This is a genomic window from Bifidobacterium sp. KRGSERBCFTRI (assembly GCF_025908335.1).
The window spans coordinates 58586-72549 of sequence record NZ_CP109653.1; the positions used below are offsets into that span (position 1 = coordinate 58586).

Genomic DNA, 13964 nt, shown 5'->3' on the forward strand with positions numbered 1-13964 from the left:
AGAATAGATTAGCCCACACTCGCGAATCTGTGAAGAGTCGCGCACTTGATTTATCTCGCTGGGGGAAGGGCTGGGGAGACAAACCAGTGCGAATAGTGTCAGGTTCGTCTCGCTGAGAGGAGGGCTAGCGTGACAAACCCGGCACTGCGTACTTGATTTGTCTCGCAGATTTCCCGGATTGAGACAAATCAAGTACGGATGCCAGCATGACTCGCTTGCTTGCGGTTGAACAGTGCCGTCAGAGCCCACAGAATGGAGACGACGTCGATCGCCTCCTGCAGGAACGCGCCGACGACCACGGGGATTAGGTTGAACGCGGCGCACACCATGCCCACGATCGCGAGCGCGATGCCGATGAGCACGGCCTGCAGCATGCGCTGTTTGGTCTGCCGGGCGATCTTCACGCCGAGCGGCACGGCGCCGATGTCGTCGTTCATGATCACCACTTCGGCGCTTTCCGAGGCGGCCGTGGACGTGCCGTCGGTCATTGCCATGCCGATGTCGGCGACCGCGAGCACCGGCGAATCGTTCACGCCGTCGCCCACCATCATCGTCACATCGCGGTGAATCGGTTCGCCGAGCAGCTTCGCCAGGAAACGCTTCCAGCCCGATTCCCGGCCGGTCTTCTCGGCGGCAGCGGCCTCGCGCACGGCATTCACCTTGTCTTGCGGCAGCAGTTCGTAGCGCACGTCGGTGATGCCCACTTCGTTTGCGATGATCATGGCCGACGCCTTCTTGTCGCCGGTGAGCATCGTCTCTTCTTTCACGCCGAGCTCGCGCAGTTGGGCGATCGACTGCTTCGCGTTGTAGCGCGGCACGTCGCGCAGCACGATGCGCGCGGCGAGCTTGCCGTCGATGGCGATGTACGTGGCCATCTCGTCGGGTTCGAGCTCGGTGGGCCACAGTTTCGCCGCCTCGCGGTCCGCCTGCTCCATCGCCTTCTCGTTGCGTTCCTCTTCCTGCGCGGTGTGCACTTCCTCGCTGGCGATGGATTGCTCCGTCACGAAGGCGAAACGCCCCACCTCCACCTTGTGGCCGTCCACCGTGCCGGTGACGCCCTTGCCTGGCGTCTCGGAGACGTTGCCGACCACCGGGTAGTTCTCGTTGGGGTTCGGCAGTTCGCGCTGGCCTGCACCGTCGGCTGCGGTTTTGCCGCTTGAGCTGGGGAGTCTGTGCAAGCGTGCCATCGCCTCCTTGCCGGCGGCGACGATTCCCTTGGCGAGCACGTGCACCGAGAATCCCTCCACCATGCCGGCGAGCATGAGGATCTCGTCCTCGGAGACGTTCGCAGGCATGTCCTTGGCCTTTTCGACGCGCACCACCTGCGGCTGCTTGACGGTGAGCGTGCCCGTCTTGTCGAAGAACACATGCGTGACGCGACCCAGATTCTCCAGCACATCCTGAGATTTGATGAGAATCTTCTGCTTGGCGAGGCGTGCGGTGCCGGCGACGTACGCGACCGGCGCGGCGATGAGCAGCGGGCATGGCGTGGCGAGCACGAGCACCTGGGCGAAGCGCAGACCGGTGCCCGAGACGATCCACGCGACGATTGCAATCGCGAACGAGATGATGGTGAACGGCACGGCGAGCATGTCGGCGGTGCGCACCACGGCGGCGCGCGACTCCTCCGCGGACGAGACGAGCTTCAGGATCTGCTGGTACTGCGAATCCGCGGCGAGTGACGTCGTGCGGATCATCATCGTGGTCGAGCCATTGATGGAGCCCGAGAGCACCTTCGCGCCGACGAACAGGGTGCGCGGCACCGGCTCGCCGTTGATGTTGCTCAGGTCGACGCTTGCGGTGCCGGAGAGCAGCTGGCCGTCGACCGGCACAATCTCGCCGGGTAGCACGATGAGCACCGAGCCGAGCTTGACGTCGTTCACCGGGACCGTGTCGAAATGACCGTTGCCCATGGTGATCGGCTTGCCTTCGCGCTGCGCCTGCTCGACGGCCTGCTGCACCTTGCGGAAGCCTTCCTCGGTCAGTTGCGCCTCGCCGCCGTCTGCAACGCCGGGCAATGTGACCACGTGCGCCTGTTGCGGCGCCGCTTTGATGAGTGCGGTGAGATTGCCGCGCGCCTTGTTCTGCGCGTACGATTCGATTGCCTCGCCGGAGGCCACCATGAGCACCACTGCCCACGACGCCCAGTATTGCTGTACGCAGACGGTGGAGACGAGTGCGACGATGGCGAGCAGATCGACGCCAATGTGGCCGTGCCGAATGCTGTCGATCATCTCGCGGATGCTCGTGTAGATGGTCCATGCCACGAACAGGATGATGATCCATTCGCCCACACCCGGGTCGAATGCGGGGTGAATGTGGCCCCACGGGCGCCACTGCGGAATGAGGGCCAGCGGTATGGCCGCCAGAATGGTGAGAGGAAGGAGCGGGACTTCCTTGCAAAGATCGATGATTTTCTTCATCGCATCTCCTTACGTCGGTATCGTCTTCCGCACCTGCACGCCGCCATAGCGCATACAGATGTGGAAAGCTAGCTTCACGCCTTGTTAGCCCATCGAACACGGCACCCGGCTTGGTGCGCTTACGACACACGGCGTAAAAAGATTGCTTGCATATTCAGTTGTATTCGCGCGTTTGCCGCGCATGGGTTCTCACTATAGCAAACCACACCCACTGGCGTGTTCCGGTATAGGTGATATGGGAAGAGGGTCTGCAGATCGCTCTGCAGACCCTCTCGCTGAAACGGCCGATTCAGATGTTCGCCGCCGGTTTACCACATGCCGAACGGATCGATGAGCCCGTCGTTGTTGCGGTTGCGATTGTTGTTGTCGCTATTGCCGTCGTTGTTGTTCTGGTCGTTCTGACCGTTGTTGTTCTGGTCGTTCTGGCCGTTTTGGTTGTTCTGGTTCTCGTTGCGGTTGCTGCCGTTCACCGCCGCCTCGGCCTGGTCGAAGGTCACGTTGAGCTCCATCGTGTGACCGTCTCGCACCACGGTGAGTTTCGCGGTGGACCCCATCGCTGCGGCACGTACGAATCCGAGCAGCGAGTAGTTGTTGTTCACGGCGAGGCCGTTGAAGCCCACGATCGTGTCGCCGGTCTTCACACCGGCCTTGGCTGCTGGGCTGTTCGCGACGACCGACTTGACCACGGCGCCGCCGCGCGTAACGCCATCCGCTTCTACCGTGGCGCTCTGGATTGTGACGCCGAGCGCCACATGCTCCACCTTGCCGTTCTGGATGATCTCGTCGGCGACCCGCTTCACCAGATTCGCCGGGATTGCGAAGCCGATGCCGATGGAACCGGCGGTCTGGGTGCTCGAGGCGGTGGAGGCGATCGACGAGTTGATGCCGATCACCTGACCTGCCGCATTGAAGGTGGGGCCGCCCGAGTTGCCCGGGTTGATTGCGGCGTCGATCTGCACGGCGTTGGTGACGATGGCGTTGTTGTTCTCTTCGTCCATCACGGTGACGGGTCGGTTCAGCGCGGAGACGATGCCGGTGGTCACGGTGCCGTCGTAGCCGAGCGGATTGCCGATGGCCATGATCGGCTCACCTGGCGTCAGGCTGTCGGAATTCGCGAATGTGATGGGCGTCAGGTCTTTCGGCGGATTGTCGAGCTTGATCACGGCGAGATCGGTCGTGGAATCGGTGCCCACCACCTTCGCGCTGTAGATGTCGCCGTTGTCGAGCGTCACCTGAATCTGCTTGGCGCCGGAAACCACGTGGTTGTTCGTCACGATGTGGCCCTCTTTGTCGAGGATCGCGCCGGAGCCCTTGGCTTCGCCCTGGTCCACAACGGTCTGGATCGACACGACCGACTTCGACACGTTCGCGGAGACGCTGGCCCAGTTCGGCGCCTGACCGCCTTCCACCGTGGCCGAGCCGGAACCGTGGTTGTTTGACGAGACGCTGCTCAACGAGCTCGACGTGGGGATTTTCACCCAGCCGTTGGTGAGCGCCGCATAGCCGACGCCCAGGCAGATCGCCGCCGCAACGAGTGCCGCGACCACCGCGACAATGATGTTGCTCGGCGTGCGTGCCGGTTGCCCCTGCTGTGGGCTGCCCGGCCCGAACGGCGACTGTGTCGGGCCGTTCGGATTGCCCGGACCTGCCGGCGTGCCGTTGCTGGGCGCGAACGGATTGCCCGTTGGCACACCGTACGGATTGCGGTTCTGCGCATTCGGTGCACCCTGTGGCGCGTTCGGCTGGTTCTGGTCCACGCGCACGCCATATGGCATGTTCTGCGGATTGTTCTGTGTCTGGTACGGCAGTCCGGACTGTTGTGCGTTCGGCGCACCCTGCTGTGGGGGCGTCGGGATGCGCGTCGTCTCCTGCTGGGATGTCGGCGCGTACGCACCATATTGTGGTGCCAGGCGGTACGGTTCCGGTTTGCGGGTCCCGTCCACCGAAGTCGAGTCGTTCTTCTCGCCTTGCTCGGTGGCGGAACCGGAAACCGGCGTCAGCACGGAGGTCGGCTGTTCGTCTGCAGGTGCGGCAGGTGCCGTGTTCAAATCTTCGGTGTTCGCGCCAATGTTGGCGTCGGTATGGTGCTCGTCGGAGCCTGCGTTCTGGTCCGGCGTGCCGGTAGGCCAATTATTGTTGTCGTCAGCCATCGACTCTCCCTATATGTCTCCTCATGATCGCGCTCGGGCAATCTATTCTTGTGATAGTACTCAGTTAAGCCACGTCTTCTTGAAGTTTCCTGAATGTCCACTGAAAACTGAATTGTTCTTTCGAAAAAGAATCTTTGGAATTCACGAGACCGCATTGTCCGCTACGCTTGCAGTGTGCAGACCGATTTCTCCGCCGTCGTGTTCGACTATTTCGACGTGCTCGTGGACTGGCGCCCGCATCGCGTGGTGGGCGCGTTCTACCCGCCCGGCGTCACCGACATGTTCTTCGATGACCATGACCCGCACGGCTACGAATTCTGCCGTGCGCGCGCCGCCGCCGGTGTGCCGGATGGCAAGATTCTCGACGACTACACCCGCGAGCACGGTCCCGCGGTCGGCTGGATTCTGCGCCTGCTGCTGCAGCATCGCGCGCTTGGATTCTACGATATGCCCGTCGGCATGCCCACATTGCTCCGCGAACTGCGGGCCGCCGGCGTGCGCATGGTCGGCCTGGCGAACTGCTCGGAGACCGCGGTCGAGCAGATGCAGGTGAAATACCCGTGGCTCGGCCTGCTCGACGGCACAATGGTCTCCGCGCGCGAGTGCATTGCCAAACCAGATCCCGCACTGTTCGAGCGTGCGATTCGCGCCTTCCATCTCGACACCGCGCACACGCTGTTCGTCGAGAACACCGCCGCCAACGCCGCCGCCGCATGCGAACTCGGATTGCATGCCGTGCGTTTCGAATCCGCCGAGCAGATTCGCGCGCTGCTGCTCCCGGTCTCATAAGTGCCGTCAGTGCCGATCGCCCCCCCAACTCGGTCGTGCGGTGCGCTCCATCGGCTCATCTGTGTGCTGCTGTGAAATCTGGCCGGTCAGGCGAAGATGGGTGTTTCTGTCTATCTGCGATTGTTAGGTGCTTCCGCAAGTAGACACCCGCCTGCAAGCCGCATAAATACGACAAATCTACGTTTTTTGTCGCATATTTGGGTGTTTTAGGGGTCTGTTACTGGAGAGGGCCACCTAACAATCGAAAATAAGAGAGTGAACAGGGCTGACATGGGGTGTGATTGGGGGGATCCTGTTCGCGAGGACATTGGATGCGTTCCGTTGGCCGATTTGTTCCTATCTGCGAAGAACGGCCGCTGTGGCACGTCACTCGGCGGCCATTCCCTGACGATATGCGAAAAATGGCCGATAGAGCGAGACGAACGCGCCGAATCTGGGTCAGTGCCATGTTGCCTGACTCAGTTTGCTAATCTTGTGCCATGGTATGGGACAGTGATATGGAAGATTTCGAATTCCTGCACGAACATGAGAAGGGATTCGAGCCGTCTGGGGAGTTCATCGAGAGTCGCAGCAAGGTGCCGATTCTCGAATACGGCATGGACTATTACTGTTTCGCCGACATTGTGATCGGTCCGGTATTGCCGGCGGTGTACCTCACCAATCCGCTGTTCGCCACGGACAACGAGGGCAAACCGCACTACTATGGGCGCGAACGCGTGGGCCGGTACCCTGGAGGCACGTGGTGGGACTGGGGCCCGGACGAACCGAAGAGTTCCACCATGCGGATCGAACCGGTGCCCATATCTCCGGTGAATGTGATGGGCGAGACCGTGGTGCCCTATGAGCGGTGGGTGGAGAGTTACAGGAATCTACCGGGAACGCCGTTCTATTCCAGCCTCGACGATTCCGGAGATTACTGTGATAAGGCTTCGGTATTCGATCCGCACGGCCGTGAGGCATACCGGCGCGCGATGTTCTATATGGAGGAGGCGATGCGCGTGCATCGCGCTTACTCCGACGAAGACGAACGTCAGCGGTTCCATGATTGTGTCAAGCTCGCCGAGATTCTGTTTCGGCATGCGGCTGGTCGTGGTGACGCCCGTGCCTGGGTCGCGCTCGGGAAAATCTACAAGGAGGACCTTAACAACGGCGATTATTTCAATAGCTACTACACGGCGAGCATCAAAGGGCATCCGCCGATGATCGAACAGCCGCCGATCGGCGAGCGCGCACGCATCTGTTTTGAACGGGCGGCGGAGCTCGGCGACCCAGAGGCGTTGGTATTCCTCGGTGACCTGCGTATTGAAGGAATGGTGTGCGAACGGGACGAGAGCGCCGCATTCGAGCTTTACCGGCGTGCGTATGCGCTGGTCGATGAGCGTCACGCCATGCATTACATCAAGGCCAGTGCGGCACTCAGATTGGCTCGCTGCCTGGAATATGGCGTAGGTTGCGAGATCGATCTCATGCAGGCGCGCGATTTGTATAGATTCGCGCATACATACCTGCGTGCAATCGCGAGAACGTATTTCTGGTGGTTTGCCCGTGAACGCCGTGAGGCGATGGCGCATGACCAGGATCTCACGCAACTGCTGTCTCACCCGTCGCATGTGCAACGTGTGGCGCTTTCGCGAATGGGAACCCCGCACCCCTACGAGTCTGTCACGAAGTTCCTGCCCATGCTCGAGAGCATGGGTGAGTTCGGCGACGTGGTGAATCCATTCTATGTGTCGTACAACGGCATAGTTCTGCGGTTCATGGATGAGGTAAACCGGGTGCTCGACAGGCAGCCCGACCTTGGTTTCTTCGATTACCTGGGATTGCTCCACGCCAAGTTACTGGACGCGCCGATCGACGTGGTGGACCCCGCGGATTACGACGCACGTACGGTGATGGCGATGATCATATACGTGGTGCGTCAGGAGAAGTTCGGCGAGGGTCTCATGCTTCATTCGCTGAATCATGGTCTTATTCAGCGGTGGCTGCGCCGACTTGTCCAGATTGATGACGAACGTGCTTCCTCATGAGGGCGACGCATACGGTAGGCGCATATGCGACGGGCGGTAGCATCGGTAGGTGTGCGCAATCTGTTCACGCGGACAACCGCACGCCTTAGAATTGCGCACATGACAGCGAATACAGAGAGCATTGTGCAGGCACCGGCCCCGCAGCTGGTGGAGCATCCGCGCGGCGCTGAACCGGGCAAACCCGGCGACCGCAGCGCCTTCCGTTTTGAACAGACCACGCGACTGCCTGATTCCCCGAACGGCAAGGGCAAAGGCGGCGCCCGCTATGGTCGCACCGGCATTCTGCACACGCCACACGGCGACATCAAGACGCCGGCATTCGTGCCGGTGGCCACGCAAGGTGCAATGAAGGCCGTGCTGCCGGAATCGATGACCCAGCTCGGCGCACAGTGTCTGCTGTCGAACGCGTTCCACCTGTACGAGCGCCCCGGTGAGGACGTGCTTGACGAGGCGGGCGGTCTCGCGAAGTTCATGAACTGGAACGGCCCGACTTTCACCGACTCCGGTGGATTCCAGGTGCTTTCGCTCGGCGCGGGCTTCAAGAAGACGTTGGCGATGGATGTGAAGGGCATGAAGTCCGACGACGTGATTGCCGAAGGCAAGGAGCGCATGGCGTTCGTGGACGAGGACGGCGTCACGTTCAAGTCGCCGCTCAACGGCTCGCTGCACCGATTCTCCGCCGAGATTTCGATGAACATCCAGCACAAGCTCGGCGCCGACATCATGTTCGCATTCGACGAGCTCACGACGCTCATGAACACGCGCCGCTACCAGGAGAACTCGGTCGAGCGCACCTACCGCTGGGCACAGCGTTGCGTCGCCGAGCACGAGCGGCTCACGCAGTCACGCCTTGGCAAGCCGTACCAGGCACTCTATGGTGTGGTGCAGGGTGCCAACTACGAAGATCTACGCCGGCATGCGGCCTCGCAGATTGCCTCGCTCGACTTCGACGGCGTCGGCATAGGCGGCGCGATGGAGAAGCGGATCATCGGCGACATCTGCGCGTGGATCTGCGACGAGATGCCCGAAAGCCGGCCCCGGCACGTGCTCGGCATCGCCGCGGTGGACGACATCTTCGCCTGCGTGGAGAACGGCGGCGACACCTTCGATTGCGTGGCGCCGGCGCGTTGCGGGCGTAACGGCGCGATCTTCACGCGCGACGGCCGTTACAACATCAAGCGCGCGCAGTACAAGCACGATTTCGGTCCGCTCGAGGAGGGCTGCCAGTGCTACACGTGCACGCACTACACGCGTGCCTATGTGGACCACCTGCTGCGTGCGCACGAGATGAACGGGTTCACGCTTGCCACGATCCACAACGAGTACTTCTTCGTGCATTTGCTCGACGACATCCGCGCCTCGATCGACGGCGGCTATTTCGACGAGTTCCGCGATGAGACGCTCGCGCGTTTCTACGCGAACGGCTCGCGCGGGTGAGTGTATATCGCAAGCGATATGGGAAACGGCTGATTTCGTTGGAAATCAGCCGTTTTCAGTGGAGCGGATGACGGGAGTCGAACCCGCCTTTAAAGCTTGGGAAGCTTTCGTTCTACCGATGAACTACATCCGCAATGCGTGCCCGCGGCGACGCACTTTCGACAGTCTACCATAGATGCGGCATAAGCGCGCGCCGCGTCCGCAGGGGTGTCCACAACCATGCAGGCTCAGTGCTGGCGGTACTGCGAATACTGAGCGTAGCCCGCAACCTGCGGCGAAGCGGCACCGGGAGCGATCTGCCCCATGTCGACGGCCATCTGGTTCAGGCGCGCGATGCGGTCCTCGGTCGGCGGGTGCGTGGAGAACAATCTGGAAACGTCGGCACCACGGAACGGCGACTCGATCATCATCGCGGCGGTGGAGGTGTCGGTGCTCGTCTTCGGCAGCGGATTGGCATCCACGCCACCGGAGATCTTGCGCAGGGCGGAGGCGAGCGCGAGCGGGTCGCCGGTGAGCTCGCTGCCGTCTTCGTCGGCGTCGTATTCGCGGGTGCGCGAGATCGCCATCTGGATGAGCGAGGCGGCAATCGGCGCGAGCACGGTGGACAGCAGGATGCCGATGAGTCCGAGCAGTCCGGCGCCGTTGTCGCGGTCGCGGTTCGAGCTCGACGAATTGCCGATGTACATCATCGAATAGCCGAGATAGGTGAGCACGGTGGCCATGGCGCCGGCGATCGCCGATGTGCGGATGTCGCGGTTGTACACATGCATGAGCTCGTGCCCGAGCACGCCGCGAATCTCACGTTCGTCGAGAATGCGCAGAATGCCCTGCGTGCAGCAGACGGCGGCGTGGTTCTCGTTGCGGCCGGTGGCGAAGGCGTTCGGCGTCTCGGTGGGCGCGATGTAGATGCGCGGCATAGGCTTGCCCGCGCGCTGCGACAGTTCGCGCACGATGCGGTAGAGCTCGGGCGCCTGCTGCTCGGTCACCGGCTGCGCGTGCATCGACGCGATTGCGAGCTTGTCGGAGAACCAGTACGAGATGAACGACGTGCCGACGCCGATGGCCAGGTAGATGCCGAGCGTGGATGTGCGCGCACCGGTGGCCCACCAGATGATCATGATGATCGCCCACATGATCGCGAACAATACAGCAGTTTTCAGGCCGTTGTAATGGTTGTGCAAGTGCAGTTTGCCAGTCATAGAGCCTAGTGTACGGCAAATGCGAGCGGTGGGCGGGTGAATTCGCGAATCAGGACAGAATATTGTGGAGCGTGCCGGCGAGATCGGCGAGCAGATCGTTCCGGCCGCACGCGTTGCTCATGATGGCGATCGCATAGCCCGGTTCGTTGCCGCTCTCTCCGCTTGGCAGCACGATGCCGGCGTCGTTGAGCGCGTAATAGTCTCCTTCGCCGTTGATCCAGCCGGCCTTGCTCAGCACCACCGTGCCGTCCGGATTCTCTTCGCCGCCGTGTGCGGCGTCGATCGACGAATTGAGCGAATGATGCATACTCGAGGCGAGCCATTCGCGCGCCGGTGCGCTCGCCGTCTCACCCGCGTTCGGTTCGCCCTCGGCATCGGCGAACAGGTATCCGTACGTCTTCACCCACATCTTCGCGAGTTCCACCGCGCTCACATCCGGGTACTGGAATCCGCGCATGCGTTCCGGATTCTCCACCAGGCCTTCGCTCCACGGGATGATCGCACTGTTCAGATGCGCGTTCCACAGCGCATCGTACCCGTCGTTGTCGGAATACCGCAGCACGCCCGCAATATGGTCCGCGTTGATCTGCGCGGACAGCGTGCTCCCGCTTGCCGTCTCATCCAGATTCACTGCGCCCTCCTGCAGCAGCGACACGATGTACGGCGCCTTGATCGACGACGCCGGGTACCGCGCCACGCCGCCGTTCGCCGCGATCACGCCGCCGGACCCGAGGTCGGCGACGGCGAACGAGACCTGCGCACCGGCGTCGGCGAACGCCTGCAGATTCTGCTCGATCTGCTCGCGTTGATCACTGCTGAGTGAGATGGCGACGGTGTCGAGTGCCGAGCTGCCGTCCACCGCGCTCAGATTGTCGAGCGCGGTCGCGGTCATCTGCGAGACCGAAACCGTGGGCGTCGCCTCATGCAGACCGGCCGCCTTGATGGCGTCGTCGGTGAGTGGCACCGGCAGCTGCGGTGCCTCGACCTCGGTGACGGGAGCCGGAGGGATGGCTTGGGTATCGCGCCCAAGGCCGACGATGTTGAGTCCCACGCCCAAGCAGACCACGGCAATCACTGTGAGCAATGCGGAAAAGATTACGGTGAGCACGCGTTTCCAATGGGCGAGCGAACGTTCCCAATTGAGGATTGCGGAGGCGATGCGCGCGCGAGAGCCGTCTGCTTGCGACGGCCTGTCTGCGAACAAGCGCATGTCTCGCCTCACTTGTCTGCGCGTGACTGCGCGTTCGAACAGGAATGGGAATCTGCAATCCATATTCGCACACCGACGTGCAACGCGGGCGAATCCGTCCAATATTTCACAATATTCGACCGGCAGCTGCAGGGTGCGCGCGGATTACTCTGGAGGTATGTGCGCACATTATCTGGGATTGACGGACGCGGAGCTGGAGCGGCTCGTCGACGAGCTCACGATGCAATGCCAACGCAGTCGGGCGCGGGTCGGGGCCGACGATGAATTCGCCGGAGTCGGCGTCGAGGCATACCCGAAGTCGGTGGTGCCGATCATCGTGCCGAAATTCGACACAGCCGTGGGCGTACCGGAACTGGAGCCGGGGAGTCTGGAGACGGCACGGGCGCAGTGGGGATTCGAGCAGCAGTGGACACCGCAGCCCGTGTTCAATACACGCATCGAGAGCGCAGACAAGCCGATGTGGCGTGCGCCGATGGAACACGACCGCTGTGTGATCGCCTGCCGCTGGTTCTATGAATCGCACGGCAGCGAGATGGCGGTGAGTGCGCGCACCGGCAGGAAGATCAAGCAGCAGTATGTGTTCCGCGTGCCCGACGAACCGGTCATGCTGATCGGCGGCGTGCGGCGCGGTTCGCAGTTCTCAATGGTCACCACGCAGGCGAACGCCGACATGGAGCCGATTCACCCGCGCATGCCGCTCATTGTGCGGCAAGGTGAGCTCGATCTGTGGCTCGGGCCGGATTACCGCGCGCTCGCCGATCGTTCGGACATTCCGCTCGAATCGAAGCCGGTGCGCTGAGCGGGCATGTGGCCGCCACGGATATGCCCGTGTGGTTGTCGGTTGCGAATCTTATTTTGTTAAGTCAGTGGATTTACGCGCAGACACAGGTGAGGTGCACGTATGACAGGCGCGACGAACATGGCGACGCGGGCCGACCGCGGCGGAAAACAAGGCAGAACCGGCGGCAACGGCTTGGGATTGTTCGCGCTCGCAGCCGGCGCGTTCGTGCTCGGCGCCGCCGAATTCGTGATGATGGGCATACTGCCGCAAACCGCGCAGACCCTGCAGGTGAGCATTCCGACGGCGGGGCACTTCATCTCGGCATACGCGATCGGCGTGTGCGTGGGCACGCTGATGCTCGTGTTCGGCCGCAGAATCCCGCCGCGCACATTGATCGTCATGTTCATGGTCATCGCCTGCGCGGGCAACGCCTTGAGTGCCATGGCCGTGAACGCGCCGATGCTCGTGGGTGCCCGCTTCCTCGCCGGTCTGCCGCATGGCGCCTTCTTCGGCACGGCCACGCTGGTCGCCAAGCTGCTCGCCCGCAAGGGCAAGGAGGCGCGTGCTGTGGCATCCATGGTCACCGGGCAGACCGTGGCGAACATGCTCGGTGTGCCAGCCGGCACGCTGCTCGCCGAGCATATGTCGTGGCGACTGGCGTTTGTGGCGCTTGCCGTGTGCGCCGCGGTGACCGCCGTGCTCGCGCGCGCATGGATCCCATCTGTGGCGCCTGTGCGTGACGCTGGTCTGCGCGGGCAATTCAGATTCCTCCGCCAACCGGGCCCCTGGATGGTGCTCATCGCTGTTTTCGTTGGGAACACAGGTATTTTCTGCTGGTGGAGCTATGTGAGCCCATGGTTGCAGAAGGTGGGCGGATGGCCGAACAACACGATCTCCGCGCTGATGATGCTCGCCGGATTCGGCATGGTCGTGGGCGGATTGATCGGCGGCCGCATCGCAGACCGCTGGGTGCCCGGCGGCACTTCGGCGCTTGGCCAGTGTATCGCCTGCGTCGGCTTGCTCGCCGTGTTCCTCGTGCCCGGCTCGCGCTGGAGCACGGCGCTGTTCGCTTTTGTGATTTCGTTCGCGCTGTTCTTCGTTTCAGCGCCGCAACAGCTGCTCATGGCGGAGGCCGGCAAGGGCGGCGGCGAGCTCATAGGCGGGGCCACTGTGCAGATCGCCTTCAACTTCGGCAATGCCGTCGGCTCGATGGTGGGCGGCGGCGTGCTGGACGCCTCGCATATGAACTACCATTACCCCGCTCTGAGCGGCGTCCCGTTCGCCGCGCTCGCCGTGCTGCTGCTCGTGCTTTACTCGGTGCGGTATGAGCGGCGCGGTCGCGACGAGAATCCGCTGCGTGCCTGAGCGAGGTCTGCTGTTGTGTGTGCACAGGTTTCGTCATGTGTGCGGTAATCTGCGGGCAGATTGCGAAACCGAGGGCATGTGATCACAGCTTGGCGGCGAGTGCGCGCGCCTCGCTTGCATTGCGGGCCATGCCCATGTAATCCATACCGTACAGGCCGGCGAAGCGGTTGATGGTGTATTCGCCGCGCTCGTACATCTGCTGCGTGGGCGCGCCGCCCCGGAACAGGAAGAAGAGGCGTTTGCCGGCGAGGTCGATCTGCGTGAAATCGCGGCCCTCGAGGAACGCGTGGCCAAGGTGCGCGGTGTTACCGCCGATCTCGCCGCCATTGATGAACAGAATGCCCATGGAATCTCCTTGTGCTGTGTTACGTGGTGTCTGTGCGAATACTGTATGCGCGCACTGCCGGTAGCGACTCCCCGCAGTGCGGACTACCATATGCCGAACATGCATGACCATGCTGCCGATTGGAGTGATGCCATATGACCATGCGAAATCTACGGCGCTGGGGCGCGCGGCTGTTCGCCCGCGATCCGCAGATCATGGGCTGGCTGTTCGAGCAGCGGTAGCGCTTTGATGTGAGTG

The 13964-nt window shown here is 62.3% G+C and carries 10 protein-coding genes and 1 tRNA gene; 5 read left to right on the forward strand and 6 right to left on the reverse strand.

The genetic code is table 11. The annotated features are described in order from the left end of the window. Positions 1-188 precede the first annotated feature (188 nt). Positions 189-2423 (reverse strand): heavy metal translocating P-type ATPase, encoded by a 2235-nt coding sequence (locus tag OGI63_RS00240; RefSeq protein WP_004218387.1) that lies wholly within the window; start codon positions 2421-2423, stop codon positions 189-191. Between the two features lie 308 nt (positions 2424-2731). Then, positions 2732-4573 (reverse strand): S1C family serine protease, encoded by a 1842-nt coding sequence (locus OGI63_RS00245; RefSeq protein WP_004218388.1) that lies wholly within the window; start codon positions 4571-4573, stop codon positions 2732-2734. A 174-nt stretch (positions 4574-4747) separates the two neighbouring features. Between OGI63_RS00245 and OGI63_RS00250 the strand changes: the two genes are divergently transcribed. The 3 genes from OGI63_RS00250 to tgt all read left to right on the forward strand — a co-directional run bounded on the left by OGI63_RS00250 (position 4748) and on the right by tgt (position 8826). Then, positions 4748-5362: an HAD family hydrolase gene (locus OGI63_RS00250; RefSeq protein WP_004218389.1), complete on the forward strand. Its 615-nt coding sequence runs from the start codon at positions 4748-4750 to the stop codon at positions 5360-5362. 497 nt (positions 5363-5859) lie between these two features. Further along, positions 5860-7389 carry a DUF6508 domain-containing protein gene (locus OGI63_RS00255; protein WP_004218390.1) on the forward strand — a complete coding sequence of 510 codons (1530 nt, stop codon included), beginning with the start codon at positions 5860-5862 and terminating at the stop codon, positions 7387-7389. A 99-nt stretch (positions 7390-7488) separates the two neighbouring features. Further along, positions 7489-8826: a tRNA guanosine(34) transglycosylase Tgt gene (gene tgt / locus OGI63_RS00260; RefSeq protein ID WP_004218391.1), complete on the forward strand. Its 1338-nt coding sequence runs from the start codon at positions 7489-7491 to the stop codon at positions 8824-8826. A gap of 59 nt (positions 8827-8885) precedes the next feature. On the opposite strand, the gene OGI63_RS00265 is transcribed toward tgt, so the two are convergent. The 3 genes from OGI63_RS00265 to OGI63_RS00275 all read right to left on the reverse strand — a co-directional run bounded on the left by OGI63_RS00265 (position 8886) and on the right by OGI63_RS00275 (position 11235). Continuing rightward, positions 8886-8959, reverse strand: a tRNA-Gly gene (locus tag OGI63_RS00265). Between the two features lie 94 nt (positions 8960-9053). Continuing rightward, positions 9054-10025, reverse strand: coding sequence for a zinc metalloprotease HtpX (gene htpX, locus OGI63_RS00270; protein WP_004218392.1), 972 nt, complete (start codon positions 10023-10025; stop codon positions 9054-9056). A 49-nt stretch (positions 10026-10074) separates the two neighbouring features. After that, positions 10075-11235 carry a hypothetical protein gene (locus OGI63_RS00275; protein ID WP_004218393.1) on the reverse strand — a complete coding sequence of 387 codons (1161 nt, stop codon included), beginning with the start codon at positions 11233-11235 and terminating at the stop codon, positions 10075-10077. Positions 11236-11392: 157 nt separating this feature from the next. Here OGI63_RS00275 and OGI63_RS00280 point away from each other — a divergent pair, with 157 nt between their 5' ends. After that, positions 11393-12034, forward strand: coding sequence for an SOS response-associated peptidase family protein (locus OGI63_RS00280; RefSeq protein WP_004218394.1), 642 nt, complete (start codon positions 11393-11395; stop codon positions 12032-12034). Positions 12035-12154: 120 nt separating this feature from the next. Continuing rightward, positions 12155-13381 (forward strand): MFS transporter, encoded by a 1227-nt coding sequence (locus tag OGI63_RS00285; protein ID WP_012619631.1) that lies wholly within the window; start codon positions 12155-12157, stop codon positions 13379-13381. An 82-nt stretch (positions 13382-13463) separates the two neighbouring features. On the opposite strand, the gene OGI63_RS00290 is transcribed toward OGI63_RS00285, so the two are convergent. After that, entirely contained in the window at positions 13464-13727 is a 264-nt protein-coding gene (locus OGI63_RS00290) for a hypothetical protein (RefSeq protein WP_004218396.1), read from the reverse strand. Positions 13728-13964 lie beyond the last annotated feature (237 nt).

What these genes read in the sequence shown, in the direction of transcription:
- OGI63_RS00240 (WP_004218387.1), bottom strand. Translation starts at nt 2,423, where the DNA reads ATGAAGAAAATCATCGATCTTTGCAAGGAAGTCCCGCTCCTTCCTCTC.
- OGI63_RS00245 (WP_004218388.1), bottom strand. Translation starts at nt 4,573, where the DNA reads ATGGCTGACGACAACAATAATTGGCCTACCGGCACGCCGGACCAGAAC.
- OGI63_RS00255 (WP_004218390.1), top strand. Translation starts at nt 5,860, where the DNA reads ATGGAAGATTTCGAATTCCTGCACGAACATGAGAAGGGATTCGAGCCG.
- tgt (WP_004218391.1), top strand. Translation starts at nt 7,489, where the DNA reads ATGACAGCGAATACAGAGAGCATTGTGCAGGCACCGGCCCCGCAGCTG.
- htpX (WP_004218392.1), bottom strand. Translation starts at nt 10,025, where the DNA reads ATGACTGGCAAACTGCACTTGCACAACCATTACAACGGCCTGAAAACT.
- OGI63_RS00275 (WP_004218393.1), bottom strand. Translation starts at nt 11,235, where the DNA reads ATGCGCTTGTTCGCAGACAGGCCGTCGCAAGCAGACGGCTCTCGCGCG.
- OGI63_RS00280 (WP_004218394.1), top strand. Translation starts at nt 11,393, where the DNA reads ATGTGCGCACATTATCTGGGATTGACGGACGCGGAGCTGGAGCGGCTC.
- OGI63_RS00285 (WP_012619631.1), top strand. Translation starts at nt 12,155, where the DNA reads ATGGCGACGCGGGCCGACCGCGGCGGAAAACAAGGCAGAACCGGCGGC.
- OGI63_RS00290 (WP_004218396.1), bottom strand. Translation starts at nt 13,727, where the DNA reads ATGGGCATTCTGTTCATCAATGGCGGCGAGATCGGCGGTAACACCGCG.